Origin of the sequence: Salegentibacter salarius (assembly GCF_900168265.1) — a bacterium.
In the GTDB taxonomy this organism is placed as follows: domain Bacteria; phylum Bacteroidota; class Bacteroidia; order Flavobacteriales; family Flavobacteriaceae; genus Salegentibacter; species Salegentibacter salarius.
In genome coordinates, this window is record NZ_FVZF01000003.1 from 121,736 (window position 1) to 142,771 (window position 21,036).

The following is a 21,036-nucleotide window of genomic DNA, read 5'->3' on the forward strand; positions in this document are numbered from 1 at the left end:
AGCTTCAGAATAACATGAAATTAACAGCTTAATGCTTTAAACTGAACTTTGCCTCCAGTTCTTTCTGAAACTCTTCCATCACGGGTTTTACGGTGCTTTCAGGCAAATCGGCGATTCTTATATACATCAATCCGTCCACAGCATTATTGAAAAGCGGATCTACATTGAAGGCCACAACTTTTGCATTTTGTTTGATATATTTTTTGATCAACACCGGCAGCCGCATATTTTCGGGTTCAATTTCATCTATAATTTTATCGAACTTGTTTAGGTCAGCTTTACTGGCATCAAAAACAATATCCTTATCGGCATCTTTTAGTTTTACTTTGAATTCTTTTTTTGGCTTAATATACTGTGCGACATAAGGATCGTAGTAATGCGATTTCATAAACTCGATCATTAACGATTTAGAGAAGTTTGAAAATTTATTACTGATGCTTACGCCGCCAATAAGATATTTATGCTCGGGGAAGCGCAAAGTACAGTGCACAATGCCTTTCCAAAGTAAAAACAGGGGCATGGGTTTTTGCTGATAGTCTTTAACAATAAAGGCCCTGCCCATTTCTATTGACTGCCTCATCATTTTATGAAGCTCGGGCTCAAATTTGAAAAGTTCCTGAAGGTAAAACCCTTCAATCCCGTGACTGGCATAAATTTCATTCCCCATTCCCATTCGGTAAGCGCCGGCTACTTTTTTAGTCTCATTATCCCATAAAAAGAGGTGATAATAATAATCGTCAAATTTATCAAGATCGGTAGCATTATTAGTGCCCTCGCCAATTGCTCTAAAGGTGATTTCGCGTAATCTACCCAATTCAGCAACGATATGCGGAATCACTTCTTTCTTTGACAGAAATACTTCATAATTTTTACTGGATAGTAAACGTTTGTCCATTTTTCGGCAGTTCTCAACTTCTGTTTCCATTAAGATTTCAGCCGTTTCACCCGCGATCTTTTTCGGATTTTTCTGAAGTTTTAAAGTCTTTGGAATTTTATCAAAAAGGTTTTTCTTTTCAAAAACATTGGCCAGCATGTAGGTCTTTCGGCGTAGAAATGCTGTGAAAGCCTCTATATTAGAATGTTCTAATTGGTCTTCTACGCTAATTGGATTACCAATGCGCACTTTAATTTTTCGCTTTTTTTGCGTTAGCATTTCGCTGGGTAGTTTCGCAGTGCGCAAAATATCGCTCATTGAAGCTAAGCGATAGAAAAAAGTAGAGTTTTTGGCGTGAAAATAAATTGGGACTACGGGCACTTTGGCTTTTTGTATAAGTTTCATTGCAGCCGGTTCCCAGGCTTTGTCTACAATTATTTTTTGATCTTTATAAGTAGAAACTTCTCCCGCGGGGAACATTCCCAACGCGTGACCTTCCTTTAAATGGGAGATTGCCTCCTTAATTCCGCCTAAGCTAGATTTAGCCTCTTTGTGATCTTCAAAAGGATTTACCGGCATAATATAAGGCCTCAGTGGATCTAAGCGATGAAGTAGAAAGTTTGCGATAACCTTATAATCCGGACGTTGATTGAGTAGTAATTTCATCAAGATCATTCCGTCAATTCCGCCAAGTGGATGATTGGAAATTGTAATAAATGCTCCAGATTTAGGTATGCGTTTCAGGTCTTTCTCCGGAATTTCAAAATCGATTTCGAAGCCTTCTAAAATCGAATCTATAAAGTCAATTCCGTTGAGCTTTTTGCGTTTTTGGTATTCCTTATTGAGCCGGGAGAGTTTTGTAGTTCTTAAAATAAGCCAGCCCATAGAAGTTCCTAAAAATCCCAATTTTTCAAGGTTCATTACTTTGGCGACCTCTCTGGCACTTACAATTCCCATTCTTTGGTTGGTTTAATTAGTTGCAATAAAAAATCTTTAATTGCGAGTTACAATTTGTAGGGTGTTATGAGTGAGCTGTTTTAGTAAAATTTCTTTGTCTTTTTCAAGGCTGGCAATAGCTTCATCATTAAAATGCCTAATGGTGAACAGTGAAACTCCGGGAACAAAACTTACTTTAAATCGTGCTTTTAAATGTTGAATAAGTTTCTCTAACTGGTTAAATTTATTGTCTACACAAACCGAAAAACTAATGGCAGAATTCTGAATTAAGTCCACCTTCATTTGATACTGATGAAAAAGCCTAAAGATCTCACTGATGTTTTCTTCTACCATAAAAGAAAAATCCAGGGTAGAGAGCGAAATTAAAACCAGGTCGTTCTTTACAATGAAACAGGGAATTTCAGGAAAAATTAATGCTCCTTTTCCCACTTTAGTGCCTTCACTTTCTGGTTTTAAAAATGGTTTTACAAATAGCGGGATTTCTTTTTGTTGAAGAGGCTGTAATGTTTTTGGGTGAATTACCGAAGCTCCATAAAAAGCAAGTTCTATAGCTTCTTCATAAGAAATATGTTGAAGTAATTCTGGATCTTTAAAAACCCGTGGATCGGCATTTAGAACCCCGGGCACATCTTTCCAGATGGTTACATTTTCAGCATTTAAACAATAGGCGAAAATTGCCGCGGTATAATCACTACCTTCTCTCCCAAGCGTGGTAGTAAAGTTATTGGGATCTGAGCCAATAAAACCCTGGGTGATGTTTATTTCGTTTAAATTCAGGTTGCGCTGAATTGCTTCCTGGGTTTCTTCCCAATTTACACCTGCATCCCGGTAAACACTATCGGTTTTTATAAATTCACGCGCATCTACCCAATTGGTATTTACATTTTGAGAATTCAAATACTCACTCACAATAGCGGTAGAAACCAGCTCACCGTAACAAATTACCTGGTCGTAAACAAAATCGTATTGTTCAGATTTATTATGCTGAAGAAAATTTTTAAGCTCGGTAAAAAGTGTATTAACTTTAGTGAAAACTGGCGCTTTGGTATCTTCAAAAAGCTCGTTTAAAATCTCAAAATGGGTTTCTTCAACCGCCTCGAGGCTTTTAGGGATTTCTTTTTCAAAAAGATAATCTTTAATTACAATTTCCAGCGCGTTGGTGGTTTTACCCATCGCCGAGATCACGATCACTTTGGGGCCGTTCCCGGTTTTCTCTAATACATTTTGAACATTTTTTACCCCGGCTGCATCTTTCACCGATGCGCCTCCAAACTTAAAAACCTTCATAAAATTTTAATCGATATTTTTCTGGATTCCGGTTTCATCCATATGTACGGTATACCAGTTTTTCTTGATATCTGCCCCGGTATTTTCGTAAAATTCCTGGGCATTTTTGTTCCCTTCAGAAACTACCCATTCTACTCTTCTAACGCTATTTTCGTGGCCATATTTTACGACTCTTTTGTAGAGTGCGCCACCAAGTCCTGTGCCTCGCATACTTTTTCTAACGATTAGATCTTCCAGGTGAACGGTACGGCCTTTCCAGGTAGAAAACCTAAAATAAACAAGTGCCATTCCTTCAATCTTTCCATCTACTTCGGCTACAAAACATTTAAAGTTGCCTTCATCAAAACCCTCGTGCTCAAGGTCGCTCACTCGAATTTCAACCTGGTCGGCAGCCTTTTCATAAGCAGCAAGTTCTTTTATAAGTTCCAAAACCGCGGGCATATCTTCCCGCTTAGCTTCACGTACAACGTATTCCATAAGTTCGGTGTTTCTACAAAAATAGGAATAGATTTTAATAACCGGGCCTATTTTAGCGGGCTTAGCTTATAATTAACGTGATTTCTCCAGAAATTTATTCATTGCATTCTCTTCCATCTGCACGGTACACCAGTCGGTAAAAACGGTAGCGCCACTGCGGCTGTAAAAGGCACGAGCGTGGGTATTCCAGTCTAAAACCACCCATTCGGTACGTTTTACGCTCTGTTCTTTAGCGAATTCTATTACGCGCGTGTAAAGGGCATTGCCTAATCCTTTGCCACGCATACTTTCTCTAACTACCAGGTCTTCTAGATGAACTGTTTTTCCCTTCCAGGTAGAATATCTAAAATAGCATAACGCCATTCCTTCTATCGTTCCGGCTGCTTCGGCTACAAAACAGGTAAAGGCTGGATTGGTGCCAAAACCATCTCTTTTTAGGTCTTCTGCCGAAATTATTACGGCATCGGGTTCCTTTTCAAATTCTGCCAGTTCCTGTATTAGTTCTAGCACAGCCGGCATATCTTCCGGTCTTGCTTTTCTAATTTTAAATTCCATTTTAATTTGCTTTATCTACAAAAGTAAAGAATGAAATTTCAATATAGATAATTCTAAAAATTTACTCGATAATCGAGACTGAATGCTCCGAGGCTTACTTCGAATTAAATTATATCTACCAATATTAAATAATGCTTCGTGAGTTTGCTGCGACATTGTTTTAATGGAAATATTAGAAATAACTGCCCTGAATTTTGACTGATTTAAATTTTTGTGAATTTTCAATACTTTATAGCGAAAACGTTTTAGTAACTAAAAAAAATGAATAATTTTGAAGCAAATAACGATATTGGTTCAAAATGGTTAAGAAAAATCAAACTTTAGGTGAATTCATTATAGAAAATCAGGAGGCTTTTCCTTATTCTTCGGGAGAACTTTCCCGCTTAATTAGGTCCTTACGCCTGGCGGCTAAAGTGGTAAATCACGAAGTGAATAAAGCAGGTTTAGTAGATATTTTAGGCTTGCATGGCGATACCAATATCCAGGGTGAAGACCAGCAGAAACTAGATGTTTATGCCAACGAAACTTTTATTCAAACCCTAATTAATCGGGAGATTGTTTGCGGAATCGCTTCAGAAGAAAATGACGATTTTATTACTATTTCAGGGAAAAATAATGACAACAAAAATAAATACGTAGTCCTTATGGATCCGCTGGATGGGAGCTCTAATATTGATGTAAACGTTTCGGTAGGTACTATTTTTTCTATTTATCGTCGTGTTACTCCAATTGGTACTCCGGTAACTAAAGAAGATTTTTTACAGCCGGGAAATAAACAGGTAGCAGCTGGTTATATTATTTATGGTACTTCTACAATGCTGGTTTACACTACTGGTTGCGGAGTAAATGGTTTCACCTTAAATCCTGCCTTAGGATCCTGGTATTTATCGCATCCAGATATGAAATTTCCCGAAAATGGAAGTATATATTCGATGAATGAGGGGAACTATGTGCATTTTCCCCAGGGCGTAAAAAAATATATAAAGTATTGCCAGGAAGAAAAAGATGACAGGCCTTACACGTCCCGCTATATTGGATCTATGGTTTCAGATATTCACAGGAATATGATTAAAGGCGGAATTTTTATCTACCCAAAAAGTTCTAAAGCTAATAATGGTAAACTCAGGTTGTTGTACGAATGTAACCCAATGGCGTTTATCGTAGAACAGGCCGGCGGTAAAGCCACCGATGGATTTAATCGAATTATGGACATTCAGCCTAAAGAATTACACGAGCGTGCACCTTTTTTCTGCGGAAGTAAAAATATGGTAGATAAGGCTGAAGAATTTATGCAGAAGTATAGTTAAAAAGCATAACCACTTAGTTTATATAAAAACATCAGGCTAAAATAATCCGGAAGTTTAGGAGTTATTTTAGCCTGACTTTTTTTCCGACTTTTACAAGCCCAAATAATTTATATGTTTTACTCGATAATCGAGATTAAATGCTTCATCCCGAAGTGTCGGGATGCCTCGAAATCAAATTAAATTTTCCAAAAATAATGTTTCGTAAGCTTGTTACGAACTTGTTTACTTATCTAATAGATACTGGTAATCTTCAAAATTCAATTGTCCGCTAAAGATCTGTATAGACCTTTTAATTATTTTTTCGGCATTCTCATTAGAAAAACCAAGACCTATAGCATAACGCTTGATAAGTGTTTCTTCTTCGTGGTCTATTTCGTTATCTGCAAAAATGATCTTGAAAAGATCGTGAAGCCGTTCCAGTCGCTTTTCACTGCTGTTATATGCGCTAATTGGAAATTCCTGTGGGTTCTTAATAACCATTTTATATTCCTGTTGGCTAATATCAAGTTTACGCGCAAAACGTTCTAAAAGAACACGTTCTTTTTCGTTGATCTCACCATCTACACTTGCAAGGTTTACAATAGAAGCAAAGTGGTTGATATTGCGAAGATGTTCTCCCGAACCAAATAAATCTGAAAATGACATTTTAATAAATTTTATACTGCAAATATACTTAAAGCTTAAAGTATATTTTATCAAAAAATGGCTAAAATATTCAGGTTTTAATCAATCCCTAATCTTTTCTTAATCCTTTTTTTAGGCGTGGCATTTTGGGTAATTTCAATCCAATTACTTAAGAAAAATGAAACCACCTTTACTCGCTTTTAATAAAAAAGGAATTTACTGCGAAGCAGCAGATGTTTACCTGGATCCCTGGAAACCTGTAGATAAGGCAATTATTTCCCACGGCCATGCCGATCATTCCCGTTGGGGACATAAAAAATATATTACACATCACAGCAATGTTCCTATTATAAAGCATCGCCTGGGGGAAATTGAAGTTTCGGGGAAAGAATGGAACGAAACATTTACAATTAATGGTGTGAAATTTTCTCTGCATCCCGCCGGGCATATTATTGGTTCTTCGCAGATTAGAGTAGAGCACAAAGGTGAGGTTTGGGTTTTTACCGGCGATTATAAAGATGAAGAAGATGGTGTGGCCGTACCTTATGAACCGGTAAAATGTCACACATTTATCACCGAATGTACTTTTGGTTTGCCTGCTTTTAAATGGCAGCCGCAAGCGGAAGTTTTTACTGAAATTAATAACTGGTGGCAGCAAAATAAGGAAGACGATAGAACCTCTGTGATCTTTGGATATTCCCTCGGAAAAGCACAGCGTTTGTTGAAACATCTCGATACTTCTATCGGTAAAATTTACACTCACGGTGCTATAGAAAATATGACGGAGGTGATTCGACCTTTAGCTGAAATGCCCGAAACTACAAGAGTTACCCGTGATACTAAAAAGAATGAATTTAAAGGAAATATCGTGGTAGCTCCTCCAAGTGCCCACGGCAGCCCATGGATTAAGAAAATGGTGCCTTATGTTACAGCTTCGGCCAGCGGCTGGATGACGTTTCGAGGAGCAAGAAGAAGACGTGCAATAGATCGAGGTTTTGTTCTTTCCGATCATTGCGACTGGCAGGGACTTTTGAAATCTATAAAAGCTACCGGAGCCGAAAAAGTGATTTGCACTCACGGTTATACCGATACTTTCTCCCGCTATTTACGGGAATTAGGCTATGATGCTCGAACCGAAGAAACACAATACGAAGGAGAATTGGGAGAGGAAGAGTCAAAAATTGAAAAAGAAAGTTGAATGCTTTGTCACTTCGAGCGCAATTAAGAAGTAACTAAACTAATTTAAAATGAAGGACTTTGCAGAGCTTATAAAAACCCTGGACAGCACCAATAAAACTACCTTAAAAGTTGAAGCCTTAACGCATTATTTTAAAAATGCTGAGGATAAAGACAAGGTTTGGACTATCGCTATTTTATCGCATCGCAGGCCATCAAGACCTGTGAACACCACTTTAATGCGCCAATGGGCTTCAGAATTGGCCAATATCCCTGTATGGTTATTTGAAGAATCCTACCACATTGTTGGCGATCTGGCCGAAACAATCGCTTTGGTAATTCCGCCAGCCGAAGAAAATACCGAAAAAAGTTTGAATCAATTTCTTCAGGAAATACTGGAATTAAAACCTAAAACCGAAGCAGAAAAAAAGGACTACTTACATAAAAACTGGCTAGAGCTTAATTATTACGAGCGTTTTGTGTTTACCAAACTCATCACGGGAAGTTTTCGAATTGGGGTAAGTCAAAAATTAATGACGCGTGCACTTTCAAAAGCAACCGGTATAGACGAAGATATTCTTGCCTACAAAATGATGGGTAATTGGAAGCCTGAAAAAACAACTTTTAAAAAACTGATTTTAGAAGAAAACGAAGAAGATTATTTGTCAAAACCTTATCCTTTTTACCTGGCCTACGCCATAGATGGTGAAATTGAAGACTTAGGAGTTGTAGCTAATTGGAGCGCCGAGCATAAATGGGATGGCATCCGCTCCCAGGTGATTGTTAGAAATGATGAACTTTTTGTTTGGAGCCGGGGGGAAGAACTGGTCACCGATAAATATCCCGAATTTGAAGATTTCGTGGGCAAAGTTCCTAATGGAACGGTAATAGACGGCGAAATATTATCTTTTCCAGATGGCAAAATTGGAACCTTTAAAGACCTGCAAACCCGAATTGGAAGAAAAAATATCAGTAAAAAATTGCTGGAGAAAACCCCGGTAATTTTAAAAGCTTACGATGTTTTAGAATGGAAAGGAGAAGATATAAGAACCGAGCCATTTGTTGAAAGAAGAAATATTCTGGAGAAGCTATATGCTGAGGTTTCATCAGAAGAAATTCCCTTGCATTTATCTGAACGAATTTCTTTTAAAAACTGGGCTGAAGTTGCCGAAGAACGCGAGCGTGCCCGGGAGGAAAAATCGGAAGGCTTGATGTTGAAAAGATTGGATTCGCCGTATTTAGTGGGAAGAAAAAAAGGCGACTGGTGGAAGTGGAAGGTAGATCCGCTTACGGTAGATGCCGTGCTCACTTATGCTATGCGCGGTCACGGAAGACGAAGCAATTTATTTACCGATTATACTTTTGGATTGTGGGATGATGACAAAAAGGAGCTGGTGACTTTTGCTAAAGCATACTCAGGCCTAACCGATGCTGAATTTAGAAAATTGGATGCGTGGATCAAGAAAAACACTTTAGAGCGCTTTGGGCCGGTAAGAAGCGTGACACCACACCACGTTTTTGAAATTGCTTTTGAAGGTATAGCCGAATCCAAACGTCATAAAAGCGGCGTGGCAACCCGTTTTCCAAGAATGGTACGCTGGCGCACCGATAAAAATATACACGAAGCAAATACGTTGGGTGAGTTGCGAGATTTGATACCGGACTAACCATTCCGCCCTATTGAGCACCCCTCCTTAAAAAGGAGGGGAACTTTGGGGATGATGAAATATTAAAATAAAAGCTCCTTCCCTTTTTAAGGGAAAATGGATTATTCAGCGATAGCTGAATAAGACGGAAGGGTTAAAACATGAATAGAAACCAACTCAAAAAATTAGCCGAAACCTGGTTTTCTAACCAGGGGTGGAAACCTTTTGCTTTTCAGAAGCAAACCTGGACGGCTTTTTTACAGAAAAAAAACGGACTCTTAAACGCACCAACGGGTAGCGGAAAAACTTACGCACTTTGGGTGCCAATAGTGCTGGATTATTTAAAGAAAAATCCCGATTATAAAAGGAAGCAAAAAAAAGGATTAAAAGCTATTTGGATCACCCCACTTCGTGCCCTTTCGGTAGAAATTGAACAGTCGGCGCAACGATTTGCTGATGAAACTGGGAGTGGTTTAACCGTAGGAATTCGCACGGGAGATACCCCACAAAAAGTTCGCGCAGCGCAAAAAAAATCAATGCCCGATTTACTTATTACCACGCCCGAAAGTTTGCAATTATTGCTTTCTTCAAAAAACTACGATAAAACTTTTAAAAACCTAAGCGCCGTGGTGGTTGATGAATGGCACGAATTACTGGGTACCAAGCGCGGCGTGCAAATGGAACTCGCTTTATCGCGTTTAAAAACGGTTTCAGAAGATTTACGAATTTGGGGAATTTCAGCAACGATTGGGAATTTAGAGCAGGCGCGGGAAGTTTTGCTCGGTCCAAATTCCGAAGCCTTTCAGAATTCGGTATTGATAAGAGCGAACTTGAAGAAGAAGATCAGCGTGAAATCTATTATTCCAGAGAAAATGGAAAAGTTTCCCTGGCGGGGACATTTAGGGTTACATTTGATTGATGAAGTAGTGCCGATTATTAAAAACTCCAGAACCACTTTGCTCTTCACTAATACTCGCTCACAATGCGAACTTTGGTTTCAGAAATTAATGCATAAATATCCAGAATTTGCCGGGGAAGTAGCGATGCATCACGGTAGCATTAATAAAGAAACCAGGCTTTGGGTTGAACAGGCCATTAGAAATGAAACTTTAAAAGCTGTGGTTTGCACTTCCAGCCTGGATTTGGGAGTGGATTTTGCGCCGGTAGAAACCATTATTCAAATTGGCGGGCCAAAAGGTGTGGCCAGGTTTTTACAACGAGCTGGAAGAAGCGGCCACCAACCGGGAAAAGAAAGTGTAATTCATTTTTTACCCACGCACGCTATAGAACTTATTGAAGCTTCAGCTTTACAAAAAGCAGTGCAAAAAGCGGCGGTGGAAGATAGAATTCCGTATTTGTTAAGTTTTGATGTTCTGGTGCAATACCTTACTACTTTGGCGGTTTCTAATGGTTTTTTACCGAAGGAGATTTGGCCGGAAATTAAATCTACGTTTTGTTTTCAGGGCATTACTGAAGATAAATGGTTATGGATCTTGAATTTCGTTACCAAAGGCAGCCAGAGTTTGCAGGCTTATGATGAATACAAGAAAATTGAAATTGAAGAAGACGGTCTTTTTAAAGTAAATAACCGTGGAATTGCGATGCGTCACCGCTTGCAAATAGGAACAATTGTGAGCGATGCGGTTTTAAGTGTAAAATACCTAAAAGGCGGTTATATTGGCACGATTGAAGAATGGTTTATTTCCAAACTTACACCCGGCGATGTATTCACTTTTGCCGGTAGAAACCTGGAATTGGTGCGCATAAAAAGTATGCAGGTTTTAGTTAGAAAATCGAAGAAAAAGACTTCTAAAGTCCCTAGTTGGATGGGCGGGAGAATGGCCTTTTCGGCGCAAATGAGTGAACTGCTTCGGGAAGAAATGTATGCGGCATCAGCTTCGACTTCTACAGATTCTTCGGAAAAATCAGAAGAATTAAAAGCTTTACAGCCAATTTTGGAGCGGCAACAAAAAGAATCGATTATCCCTAAACAGAATGAGTTTTTAATTGAAACTTTTAAAACCCGGGAAGGTTATCACGCGATCTTTTATCCTTTTGAGGGCCGTTTTGTACACGAGGCTTTGGGAAGTTTATTAGCGTATCGCATCAGTTTGCTCTCGCCAATTTCATTTAGTATAGCTTTTAATGACTATGGTTTTGAATTGCTCTCAGACCAGGAAATTGATATGCAGCAAGTTTTGGATAACGATCTTTTTTCCGCAGCATATTTAATGGATGATCTTTACAAAAGTTTAAACGCTACAGAAATGGCCAGGCGAAAATTCAGGGATATTGCAGTAATTGCCGGGATGGTTTTTACCGGTTACCCGAACAAATTGATTAAAAGCAAGCATTTACAAAGTAGCTCCCAATTATTGTTCAGCGTTTTTAAAGATTATGAAGATGATAATTTATTGTATTTACAATCCTTCAGAGAAACTTTTGAGCATCAGTTGGAAGAAGGCCGATTAAGAATGGCTTTAGAGCGCATTCAACATCAAAAGATTATTTGGAAAAACTGCGAAAAACCAACGCCGTTTTCTTTTCCGATCATCACAGACCGATTAAGAGAAAAATTATCTTCAGAAAAACTGGAAGATAGGATTAAAAGAATGCTGAAAAGCCTTGAAAATTAGTCTCTCTCGTTTAATCTTTGCAAAACTGTGCTGCGAACCACTTCAGTAGTAATACCAAAAAGAACGTGGGCGAATAGTTCGTTAAATTGCATTCTTATAGGAACATCTGTAGGTTTTGGCTCCAGTCCCATCATGGGTAGCGAAGTTTCGTGAGTCGAAATCCAGGTAGAACCGCCTAAGATTATTCCGTCTGTAATATTTAATTTTTCATTGTCTTTTTTGCCGAAACCGTAAGCCGCACCAACACTGGCACCAATTGGGAAATTCACTAATTGTTCGGCTAATTCTTCATTATCAACACTTATGGGAGAACCGGTGATTTTTGTAGAAAGCTCATCTACAATTTTAATTTGAGCTGAACGCTGCTCCACTTCCCGCACAGTTAAAAAATGTTCTACCAGGCTTTTTACCGCCGTTCCCGCTAATCCGCCAATTACTCCGGCCAATAATCCACGACCGGCTGCTTTAGAATAAGAATCTTTTTTCAATAAGGTTTGTACTTTCATATTGTATGATTTTACATATTAAAACTATCCATTATGTGAGTTTTCTACAATTGTTTAACAAGGATTTAGCAGCAGAAATTTAAAATTTGGTAATTTTGGGTATGGCACAAAAACTAAATACCGCGATAATACAGGCAAATTTAAAGTGGGAAGATCCGCAGGAAAATAGAAGTCTTTTTTCAAAGGAGATCAAAGCACTTTCTGAAGATGTCGATCTAATTATCCTCCCCGAAATGTTCACTACTGGTTTTAGCATGAATGCTGAAAGATTGGCCGAACAGACCGATGGTTTAAGTTTACAGTGGATGCGTGAAATTGCAAAACTGAAAGATGCAGCGGTAACCGGAAGCCTGATCATAACCGAAAATAATAATTATTACAACCGACTTTTCTTTGTTTTTCCTGACGGAACTTATAAAATCTATGATAAGCGCCACACTTTTACTTTGGCCAACGAACATAAAACCTATACTGCCGGAAAAGAAAGATTGGTGGTTGAATATAAGGGCTGGAAAATTTGTCCGCTGGTTTGCTACGACCTGAGATTCCCGGTTTTTTCGAGAAATACCGAAGATTATGATCTGTTGATCTATGTTGCCAATTGGCCAAAGAAACGGGTTTTTGCCTGGGATGTACTTTTAAAAGCCCGCGCTATAGAAAATATGAGTTACTGCATTGGTGTAAACCGAACCGGAAAAGATGGAAATAAAGCCGAATATAATGGGCATACCGCAGTCTACGACGGTTTAGGCCAAAACATAACCGACTTGGATAGGGACGAGCCTTTTGTGCAGGAAATTGCCCTGGATAAAAAGCAATTGGAAGAAACCCGAAGTCATTTCAAATTCCTCCAGGATCGCGATGAATTTACTCTAAAGTAAAAGTCTCTGGCATATCCCAGTTAGACCTTACATCTATGGTATCCCGGTAATATTGGATTTCTTCAGGCTGAATTCTCTTTAGATAATTCCCGGTGTCCCATTTTCGATTTTCATTATTATCAAAAATAACCCGAATAAGATATTTTCCGGGCTTTAAAAATCTGAAATGTAAATTAGTATCACCGTTAGAATATTTTTCGGCCTGTACTTCACCTTTTTCATTAGTGAGTTGAACCAACAGCGGAAAACGATTCACATTTTGCAGCGTTAAAATAATACTTCCATAATCTGCATAAGATTTGGTGTTAAGTGTATTTCTAATTGTATCGTTGGTGTCTCCAAAGAGATCGGTTACCGCGCCGGGTAAGGTCATTACCTGGTATTTACTGCTTTCTTCTTTATCGAAAGAAATTACGATTTCATTCTCCAGACTGCGCATTTCAGCATTAAAAGGTACTAAAGTAGAATCTCCATCCCTTATGCTAATCAAGTCCTGGTCAAAATCTGTTATTGGGGTGTTTGCTCGTAAGCGATAACTTTGTTCAAACTCTATAGATCCAGTGGGTTCTGAAGTAATTTGAAGGGAATCCCGTTCAGCTTCGGCTATCTTTGTAAATAAGGTGTCACGTCTCTTTGGACTTACCACTTCAAAAGAAAGACTGTCGTTTTCAGGCCTTATATTATACCAATAATACAGCGTATCGGTTTTTCGATCTTTTACAATTCTGGACTGGAAGCCTTCCGGTTTTGGAGTTAGCAGGTTAATTTCCACGCTATCTACACCTTTGGAGCCTTCGTATCCAAAAAGTATTTGATTTCCTTTTAATAATTTTGGGCGTTCCGCTTCAAATTCTAATTTCTCTTTAAAAATGGTAATGTCGTAAGTGGAATCTGTGGGAAGCGTGATATAGTTTTTTACAAAACCTATTTTTTCGGTTTTAGGATTGAAATTATAATTATCGTTTTTGTCTTCAACAGCAAGTATTTGGTAAGTACCTTCTTTAAGGTTTTCAAGCTCAAAATTCACGGTACTGTCTAAAGTATAGGTGATGTATCTGGGCGTTTCTTTATATACTAATGAATCTGAAAAAATAGAATCTACTTCATATAAAAAAATCGAAATAAATTCTGAAGGAGCTTTTAGGTAAGCGTCTTTTATTGTTCCTGAAATTTTTAAGGAATCAAGGTAATCTCCGGTAGAAAATACGTACTTGAAATAGGGCAGTGGATTGCCTTCGTTATTATCTACAATGCTTTTCCCAAAATTAATGGTGTAAGTGGTATTTTCCTGAAGCGAATCTAAGTTTTGTATGCGCACATCTTTACGCGCCGATCCCATTGGCATGATGCTGGGGCGTGGTTCTATTGGCGGGGAAATTACTATTTGCTGCCGGGCATCTTCCAGTTTTATGTATTCGTTGAAAAAGATCCTTATCTCATCGGCATCGAAATTCGTGTTGTAATTTTCAGGATTTGCCCTAATAAATTTTGGCGGTTCTTCATCTTCAGGACCACCTTCTGGCATTCCTTTTTTGGCACATTGAACACAGAGCAAAACCAGCGCAGCAACTATTAAAATTCCGGGAATTCGTTTCAGCATAATTAAAAAATGAAATCTAAAGACAAAGAAACAATTATTTTAGGTTTTAACGCGGGTATCAATCTGTAATTGCCATTGTGGCAATACTTAATTTCGTGTTTTTAATTTTTAGAAGTTTATTTCCGCAGGCTTCCAGGGTTGCGCCGGTAGTGACAAGATCGTCTACCAGTAAAAGATGTTTGTTTTCTAATTTTTCAGGATTTTCTACCATAAATGTAGCGTCAATACTACCCCATCTACTTAAACGCTTTTTAAATGTTTGGGTTCTGGAAGTTGATTTCTTTACCAGGACGTCCTCAATAAATTCAGCGTCCAATTTTTTTGCGAGTTCTTTTCCAAATTCCGTTACCTGATTAAAACCTCTTTTCTTTAGTTTCTGACGATGAAGAGGAACCGGAATTACGCAATCTATACCTTTAAAACCTTGATGTGACGCTAACGCCTTACCAAGCCAGTTTCCCAGAAAAATTCCAACCTCTTCCTGCTTTTTGTATTTGAGATTATGAATAAGGTTTTGCACCATTCCTTTCTTTTTGAAATAAAGCAAAGAAGTAGCATTTTCAAGGCTTAAGCGGGCATCGAATACTTTCCTGGTGGTATTCTCGTTATCAAAGTGATAATTAGTAGTTGGGAGTTGATGCAAACAGGAAGTACAAATTACTTCTTCAGCCTTTAATAATGGGCTGTCACAACAATTACATATTTTAGGATAGAACAGGTTGGCTAAATCGTGAAACATTTGTTAAGTCCTTGCAGTTTGCCTTAATAAACTCCTAAATTTACAAACAAAATTTATTTATATGATGACTGAAAAGAAAAATAACACCGCGCTTAAGATCTTAACGGGAGTTTTGGCCGTGGCCTTACTGGCCCTGGGTATTTATACAATTAAATTCTACAACGAAGAGAAAGAAAATAAAGCGATCCTTACCAAAGAAAAAGAGGTAATAGAAGATGAGCTTAATGATTTGATCGTGAAATACGATGAAGCCATTGAGGAAAATCAAATTATGGATCAAAACCTTGTAGATGCAAGAAATAGAATTGAACGGCTATTAGATTCGGTTGAAGATAATGAAGCTAACCTGGTATTGATTTCGCGCTATCGTCGTGAAATTGGAAACCTGAAAGCTGAAAAAGACCGTTTGTTTAGAGTGGTAGATAGTTTAAACCGTCAAAACCAAATGATGTCTCAAACTTTAGACAGTACTAATGTAGTTTTAGAGGAACGTACTCGTATGTCTGATTCTTTACAAACTACAAATCAGGATCTTTCTAATAAGGTAGATCGTGCAGCCCAGTTAAAAATTACTAATCTACGAGGAGAAGGAGTTATCGTAAGAAATAGCGGGAAATTAGTAGAAAACGATCGTACCCGAAGGATAGACCAGGTGCGAACTTGCTTTACTATTACAGCTAACGATCTTGCCGGTCCTGGCGAAAGAGATATGTATGTACAGGTTTATAATCCTGAAAATGAATTGGTAGGTGACGAAATTGTGGTAGAACACGAAGGCGGGGCAATGGTTTACAGTGCAGCTTCAAAAGTATACTACGAGAATAACGAACTTGATGTTTGTTTACTGGCCAATACCAACGAAGATAAATTACTTGAAGGCACCTATAAAGTATATGTTTATGCAAATGCAACTTTATTGGGAACAGCCTCTTTTAACTTAAGATAATTAACCACTATTATTCTTGAAATAAAGTGAAAAATCAATTAAAGCGGTTAATCCCGACTTAGTGAAACTTTGTCGTTACAAAGGTAAGTATTGGAATTGATGAATATTCCGGATTAAAACCTAAAATTCAAAGGCCGCCCTGCTGTTTATAAGGGCGGTTTTTTTATTTTTGCGCTATGGCAAAACAAGAAGACTTTTTTAAAAATGTAATATCCCATGCTAAAGAGTATGGTTATATTTTTGCATCGAGTGAAATATACGACGGACTTAGTGCTGTTTATGATTACGGGCAAAATGGGGCCGAATTAAAGAAAAACATCAAAGATTACTGGTGGAAAAGTATGGTGCAACTGCATCAGAACATCGTAGGTTTAGATGCGGCAATCTTAATGCACCCAACCACCTGGAAGGCTTCTGGCCACGTAGATGCGTTTAATGATCCTTTAATTGATAATAAAGATTCTAAAAAGCGTTATCGCGCCGATGTTTTGGTTGAGGATTATGCTGAAAAGATCAATCAAAAAGCGCAGAAGGAAATTGCAAAGGCGAAAAAACGTTTTGGCGATAAGTTCAATGAAGAAGAATTTGTTACTACCAACCCACGGGTACTTCGTTATAAAAAAGAAGAAAAAGAGATTCTTGAGCGCCTTGCCAAATCACTTACCGATGAAGATCTAGCCGATGTAAAAGCATTAATTGAAGAGTTGGAAATTGCCTGTCCTGAAAGCGGTTCTAAGAACTGGACAGATGTTAAACAGTTCAACCTTATGTTTGGCACTAAACTGGGGGCTTCTGCCGATTCTGCCACAGATTTATATCTAAGGCCTGAAACCGCGCAGGGAATTTTTGTAAACTTTTCGAATGTGCAAAAAACCGGAAGGATGAAAATTCCTTTTGGAATTGCACAGATAGGAAAAGCTTTCAGAAATGAAATTGTAGCGAGACAATTTATCTTCCGCCAGCGGGAATTCGAGCAAATGGAGATGCAATTTTTTGTGCGTCCAGGCGAAGAATTAAAATGGTTTGAGCACTGGAAAGAAACCCGCCAGAATTGGCACGCATCTCTAGGTTTGGGCGAAGAAAACTACCGTTTCCACGATCACGAAAAAATGGCGCATTATGCTAATGCCGCTACAGATATAGAATTTAATTTCCCATTCGGATTTAAAGAATTGGAAGGGATTCACTCTAGAACAGATTTCGATTTAAAAGCGCACGAAGAACATTCAGGGAAGAAATTGCGTTTCTATGATCCTGAAATGAAAGAAAATTATGTGCCTTATGTAATTGAAACTTCTATTGGTTTAGATAGAATGTTTTTGGCGGTTTTTTCAGCTTCATTAAAAGAGGAGGAGCTGGAAGGCGGCACTAGTAGAACAGTTCTAAAACTACCGGCTGTTCTTGCGCCAACTAAAGTTGCGGTTCTTCCGTTAGTTAAAAAAGATGGTTTGCCAGAGCTTGCCCATGAAATTATAGAAGAATTAAAATGGGATTTTAGAGTTCAGTACGACGAAAAAGATGCGATTGGCCGTAGGTATCGTCGCCAGGATGCTGCGGGAACTCCGCTTTGTATTACCGTAGATCACGATTCACTTGAAGATAAAAAAGTGACCGTGCGTTTTAGGGATTCCATGGAACAAAAACGAGTTGCAATTACAGAGCTTAAAGAGATTATCCAGCAGGAAGTAGATTTTAAAACCTGGATGAAAAAATAGATAAAAAGTAATTTTTATTATAGAAAAGGAGCGATTAACCAAGTTAATCGCTCCTTTTGTTTTTGATAAGCATAGAATCATTATTTTTAGAAAGTAAAAGAAGAAGTCATTTCAAAATGAGAAAAATTACAATCCTATTAGTTTTATTTTTTGGTTTTCATGCTGTAGTTATTGGTCAGGAGCGGGAGACTGCCAGTCCTGTCTATATAGATTCTGCCAGCGCGGTTCCTTCTTCTGCAATGTCTAAAAGAAAACTAATTCCGCCGGAAAAAGAATTTAAAATATATAATCCCAGAAATCGCGGAATTAATAAAATTGTACCCGGTAAAGGTTTACCAAAGACCAAAACAGAGGCTCTTCAGCAAAAAATGGGGGAAATCCCGGTGAAAGCTCCTAATTTTACTTTTGAAGCGGTTTCTACACAAGCTACACCTACAGATCCAACGGGAGCTGCCGGGCCTAACCATTACGTAAACGGTTGGAATTCGGCTTTTTCAATTTTTGATAAATCGGGGAATCAAATTATGCAACCTGCTTCTTTGGCAAGTATTGGCGGCGAATTTACAAATGAAACCCTTGGCGATCCCATTATTCTTTACGATGAATTCGCCGATAGGTTTATAATTTCACAATTTAGCGATACTCCTGAAAGTTTTTTGATCGCAGTATCGCAGGGTCCGGACCCTATTAACGATGGTTGGTATACCTATCGTTTTACCACCAACGGTGTGTTGCCAGATTATCCTAAAATTTCGGTTTGGGGAGATGGCTATTATATTACCACCAATAAAAATTCCAGAACAGCCGCAACGAGTCAGGTGGTTTATGCTCTAGAAAGAGACCAAATGCTTATAGGGGAAACTGCCCAAATTATGTCTTTCCCTTTACCCGGAATAGAAACAAACGGTTTTTACAGCCCTGCAGGCTTTTCGGGAATTGGACAGGAATTGCCACCAAGAGGGAATTCTCCCATAGTTTATCTTCAAGACGATTCCTGGGCAGGGGTTAATGAAGATCATTTAAAGCTTTGGCTAATTAATGTAGACTGGAATAACCCCTCAAATTCTACGATTTCCGAATCACAGGAATTAGGATCCGCCGATGGTGTTTCTCCTTTTCTTGCCACTTTTGATGGAGGCTCCTTTTCAAACCTCTCTCAGCCCGGTGACGATACTCCTGAAATTGATGTGTTACAAGCCACGATGATGTATATGACCACCTATAGGAGATTTCCAAATTATAATGCCGTAGTAATGAACTTCGTGGTAGATGTAGACCCCAGCGCAGCGGAACATGCAGGAATACGTTGGTATGAACTTAGGCAGCAAAACGATGGTGGCCCCTGGAGTGTTTTCCAGGAAGGAACTTATGCGCCCGATAATAGCGATAGATTTAGCGGAAGTATTGGTTTGGATAGAGAAGGAAATATTGCTCTTGGTTACACCGTTTTAAACGATAATCCGCAAAATCCTGTTTTTCCCTCTTTGCGTTATACTGGGAGATATAGAAATGATGAACCCGGAATAATGACTATAGAAGAGCAAAGCATTATTGAAGGTGAAAGTCCTAATCCTAATTCCAGGTATGGTGATTATGCACATTTAAGCGTAGATGCCGCTGATGGTCTTACGTTTTGGCATAATGGTGAATATTTTGTTGGTCAGGAAAGAAAAAATCACGTGGGTGTTTTTAAGATCGCTCCAGATTTTGATAATGATCTTGGCGTTGTTTCTTTGATTAGTCCGGAAGATTCCAGTTTGGGTGCAAATGAAGAAGTTACGATTATAATAAGAAATTATGGGCGGAATGCTCAATCTAATTTTGAAGTAAGTTATAGCATAGATGGTGGGCCAGAAGTAACCGAAACTTTTGAAGAAAGCATTGCGGCAACAAGTTCGGCTGAATTTACCTTCTCTGAAAACGCCGATCTTTCGGAGGTTGGGCGAACCTATGAATTCATTTTTAGCACGAATTTAGAAGCTGATGAAAATGAGGAAAACGATACGCTGGTTACTTCTGTTAGAAATTTACCGCCTAATGATGTTGGAGTCACTTCTATTGATGCGCCACGAACCGGGGAGAATTTTAGTTCTTCAGAAGAAATAACTGTAAGTATAGAAAACTTTGGTGGCGAGCCACAACAGGATATCCCTGTATTTTATCAAATAGGAAATAACACTCCGGTAAGGGAAGTCTTTAACGGCACCTTGCCCGTTGGCGGTTTGGAGGTCTATACTTTTAATGAAACCTCAGATATTTCACCTTCTGGAACTTACAGAATTACCGGTGGTACCAGGCTGGAGAACGATTTTGAACCCAATAACGATACTACGGTAAGATCGGTTGCAAATTTAGATTGTATTCCTGATGGATCTGATTGTAGTTTTGGGGATGGGATCTTCTTCTTCGAACTGGAAAATGTACTTAACGAGCGTATTCCCTGCGGAAATGGTTACGCTGATTTTATTGGACTTTCGGCTAATTTAGATCGCTCGCAGAGTGAGTTTACCGTATCTGTGCAATCTTTATTTGGAGACTTAACCGATACCGACGCCGAACGGTTTTCTATGTGGATAGATTTAAATGATGATGCCGTATTTGGGGATGATGAACGTTTAATCACTTCAGAAATTATTCCTACTGCGGGAGAATGGCATTCTACAAACTTCAGCATTCCGGGCGATGCGTCTTTAGGCCAGCATTTATTAAGAATTAGGGCGGGAGACGTAGATTTTGATGGTGATCTAAATAATCCGTGTGAGGTAATGGATTATGGGACAACCCACGATTATTCGGTGAATATCACCGATTCTACCTTAGATATTGAAGATTTCATTTTAAATGAAGCTGAACTTATAGTGGTTTCCGAAGAAAATAAACAGTTTAGAATTGTGATGGAAACCGATTATCAAGAGACCTTAAGAATTACGGTTCACAATATTTTAGGACAAAAAATGTTGGAAAATCAGGTAGAGAATTCGGGTAGCGGCTATGTTTACGAATTAGATATGTCTTACGCCGCCAGGGGAGTTTACCTGGTGAGAATGGGAACCCGGGAAGTTGGGAAAGTAAAGCGCTTTATTGTAGAATAATAGTTATCGCATTTATAG

16 protein-coding genes are annotated in these 21,036 nt (G+C 38.6%); 8 read left to right on the forward strand and 8 right to left on the reverse strand.

All coding sequences use genetic code 11. The features are described 5' to 3' along the window. Positions 1-28: 28 nt before the first annotated feature. The 4 genes from B5440_RS03100 to B5440_RS03115 all read right to left on the reverse strand — a co-directional run bounded on the left by B5440_RS03100 (position 29) and on the right by B5440_RS03115 (position 4,150). Positions 29-1,831, reverse strand: coding sequence for a GNAT family N-acyltransferase (locus tag B5440_RS03100; RefSeq protein WP_070054528.1), 1,803 nt, complete (start codon positions 1,829-1,831; stop codon positions 29-31). Positions 1,832-1,867: 36 nt separating this feature from the next. Then, positions 1,868-3,118 carry an aspartate kinase gene (locus tag B5440_RS03105; protein ID WP_070054529.1) on the reverse strand — a complete coding sequence of 417 codons (1,251 nt, stop codon included), beginning with the start codon at positions 3,116-3,118 and terminating at the stop codon, positions 1,868-1,870. Between the two features lie 6 nt (positions 3,119-3,124). Next, complete coding sequence (locus B5440_RS03110; protein WP_070054530.1) at positions 3,125-3,595, reverse strand: GNAT family N-acetyltransferase; 471 nt, start codon at positions 3,593-3,595, stop codon at positions 3,125-3,127. A 72-nt stretch (positions 3,596-3,667) separates the two neighbouring features. After that, positions 3,668-4,150, reverse strand: a complete 483-nt coding sequence (locus tag B5440_RS03115) for a GNAT family N-acetyltransferase (protein WP_070054531.1) — start codon at positions 4,148-4,150, stop codon at positions 3,668-3,670. Positions 4,151-4,449: 299 nt separating this feature from the next. On the opposite strand from B5440_RS03115, the gene fbp reads away from it, so the two are divergent. Then, positions 4,450-5,457, forward strand: coding sequence for a class 1 fructose-bisphosphatase (gene fbp / locus B5440_RS03120; RefSeq protein ID WP_070054532.1), 1,008 nt, complete (start codon positions 4,450-4,452; stop codon positions 5,455-5,457). 222 nt (positions 5,458-5,679) lie between these two features. Here the strand turns inward: fbp and B5440_RS03125 are convergent, their stop codons facing one another. After that, a complete protein-coding gene (locus B5440_RS03125; protein WP_070054533.1) occupies positions 5,680-6,102 on the reverse strand; it encodes a tellurite resistance TerB family protein in 423 nt (140 codons plus the stop codon). A gap of 157 nt (positions 6,103-6,259) precedes the next feature. Between B5440_RS03125 and B5440_RS03130 the strand changes: the two genes are divergently transcribed. The 3 genes from B5440_RS03130 to B5440_RS03140 all read left to right on the forward strand — a co-directional run bounded on the left by B5440_RS03130 (position 6,260) and on the right by B5440_RS03140 (position 11,539). Further along, complete coding sequence (locus B5440_RS03130; RefSeq protein WP_070054534.1) at positions 6,260-7,279, forward strand: ligase-associated DNA damage response exonuclease; 1,020 nt, start codon at positions 6,260-6,262, stop codon at positions 7,277-7,279. Between the two features lie 49 nt (positions 7,280-7,328). Further along, a complete protein-coding gene (locus tag B5440_RS03135; protein WP_070054535.1) occupies positions 7,329-8,924 on the forward strand; it encodes an ATP-dependent DNA ligase in 1,596 nt (531 codons plus the stop codon). 140 nt (positions 8,925-9,064) lie between these two features. After that, positions 9,065-11,539, forward strand: a complete 2,475-nt coding sequence (locus B5440_RS03140; protein WP_070054536.1) for a ligase-associated DNA damage response DEXH box helicase — start codon at positions 9,065-9,067, stop codon at positions 11,537-11,539. Here the strand turns inward: B5440_RS03140 and B5440_RS03145 are convergent. Continuing rightward, positions 11,536-12,045, reverse strand: coding sequence for a DUF1440 domain-containing protein (locus tag B5440_RS03145; RefSeq protein WP_070054537.1), 510 nt, complete (start codon positions 12,043-12,045; stop codon positions 11,536-11,538). The genes B5440_RS03140 and B5440_RS03145 overlap by 4 nt on opposite strands. A gap of 101 nt (positions 12,046-12,146) precedes the next feature. Here B5440_RS03145 and B5440_RS03150 point away from each other — a divergent pair, with 101 nt between their 5' ends. After that, complete coding sequence (locus tag B5440_RS03150; protein WP_070054538.1) at positions 12,147-12,926, forward strand: amidohydrolase; 780 nt, start codon at positions 12,147-12,149, stop codon at positions 12,924-12,926. Here B5440_RS03150 and B5440_RS03155 read toward each other — a convergent pair. Together B5440_RS03155 and B5440_RS03160 are read right to left on the reverse strand one after the other, a co-directional pair. Further along, positions 12,913-14,526: an Ig-like domain-containing domain gene (locus B5440_RS03155; protein ID WP_070054539.1), complete on the reverse strand. Its 1,614-nt coding sequence runs from the start codon at positions 14,524-14,526 to the stop codon at positions 12,913-12,915. The genes B5440_RS03150 and B5440_RS03155 overlap by 14 nt on opposite strands. A gap of 58 nt (positions 14,527-14,584) precedes the next feature. Continuing rightward, entirely contained in the window at positions 14,585-15,265 is a 681-nt protein-coding gene (locus tag B5440_RS03160) for a ComF family protein (protein WP_070054540.1), read from the reverse strand. Between the two features lie 61 nt (positions 15,266-15,326). Between B5440_RS03160 and B5440_RS03165 the strand changes: the two genes are divergently transcribed. The 3 genes from B5440_RS03165 to B5440_RS03175 all read left to right on the forward strand — a co-directional run bounded on the left by B5440_RS03165 (position 15,327) and on the right by B5440_RS03175 (position 21,018). After that, the gene (locus B5440_RS03165; protein WP_079711055.1) at positions 15,327-16,211 is read left to right on the forward strand and encodes a hypothetical protein; all 885 of its coding nucleotides are present in this window, start codon (positions 15,327-15,329) and stop codon (positions 16,209-16,211) included. A gap of 176 nt (positions 16,212-16,387) precedes the next feature. Then, positions 16,388-17,926 (forward strand): glycine--tRNA ligase, encoded by a 1,539-nt coding sequence (locus tag B5440_RS03170; protein ID WP_070054542.1) that lies wholly within the window; start codon positions 16,388-16,390, stop codon positions 17,924-17,926. 116 nt (positions 17,927-18,042) lie between these two features. After that, complete coding sequence (locus B5440_RS03175; protein WP_070054543.1) at positions 18,043-21,018, forward strand: GEVED domain-containing protein; 2,976 nt, start codon at positions 18,043-18,045, stop codon at positions 21,016-21,018. The last annotated feature ends 18 nt before the right edge of the window (positions 21,019-21,036 follow it).

Bases quoted from the DNA above. Each gene is read 5' to 3' on its own strand.
- B5440_RS03100 (WP_070054528.1), bottom strand. From the start codon at position 1,831: ATGGGAATTGTAAGTGCCAGAGAGGTCGCCAAAGTAATGAACCTTGAA.
- B5440_RS03105 (WP_070054529.1), bottom strand. From the start codon at position 3,118: ATGAAGGTTTTTAAGTTTGGAGGCGCATCGGTGAAAGATGCAGCCGGG.
- B5440_RS03110 (WP_070054530.1), bottom strand. From the start codon at position 3,595: ATGGAATACGTTGTACGTGAAGCTAAGCGGGAAGATATGCCCGCGGTT.
- B5440_RS03115 (WP_070054531.1), bottom strand. From the start codon at position 4,150: ATGGAATTTAAAATTAGAAAAGCAAGACCGGAAGATATGCCGGCTGTG.
- fbp (WP_070054532.1), top strand. From the start codon at position 4,450: ATGGTTAAGAAAAATCAAACTTTAGGTGAATTCATTATAGAAAATCAG.
- B5440_RS03125 (WP_070054533.1), bottom strand. From the start codon at position 6,102: ATGTCATTTTCAGATTTATTTGGTTCGGGAGAACATCTTCGCAATATC.
- B5440_RS03130 (WP_070054534.1), top strand. From the start codon at position 6,260: ATGAAACCACCTTTACTCGCTTTTAATAAAAAAGGAATTTACTGCGAA.
- B5440_RS03135 (WP_070054535.1), top strand. From the start codon at position 7,329: ATGAAGGACTTTGCAGAGCTTATAAAAACCCTGGACAGCACCAATAAA.
- B5440_RS03140 (WP_070054536.1), top strand. From the start codon at position 9,065: ATGAATAGAAACCAACTCAAAAAATTAGCCGAAACCTGGTTTTCTAAC.
- B5440_RS03145 (WP_070054537.1), bottom strand. From the start codon at position 12,045: ATGAAAGTACAAACCTTATTGAAAAAAGATTCTTATTCTAAAGCAGCC.
- B5440_RS03150 (WP_070054538.1), top strand. From the start codon at position 12,147: ATGGCACAAAAACTAAATACCGCGATAATACAGGCAAATTTAAAGTGG.
- B5440_RS03155 (WP_070054539.1), bottom strand. From the start codon at position 14,526: ATGCTGAAACGAATTCCCGGAATTTTAATAGTTGCTGCGCTGGTTTTG.
- B5440_RS03160 (WP_070054540.1), bottom strand. From the start codon at position 15,265: ATGTTTCACGATTTAGCCAACCTGTTCTATCCTAAAATATGTAATTGT.
- B5440_RS03165 (WP_079711055.1), top strand. From the start codon at position 15,327: ATGATGACTGAAAAGAAAAATAACACCGCGCTTAAGATCTTAACGGGA.
- B5440_RS03170 (WP_070054542.1), top strand. From the start codon at position 16,388: ATGGCAAAACAAGAAGACTTTTTTAAAAATGTAATATCCCATGCTAAA.
- B5440_RS03175 (WP_070054543.1), top strand. From the start codon at position 18,043: ATGAGAAAAATTACAATCCTATTAGTTTTATTTTTTGGTTTTCATGCT.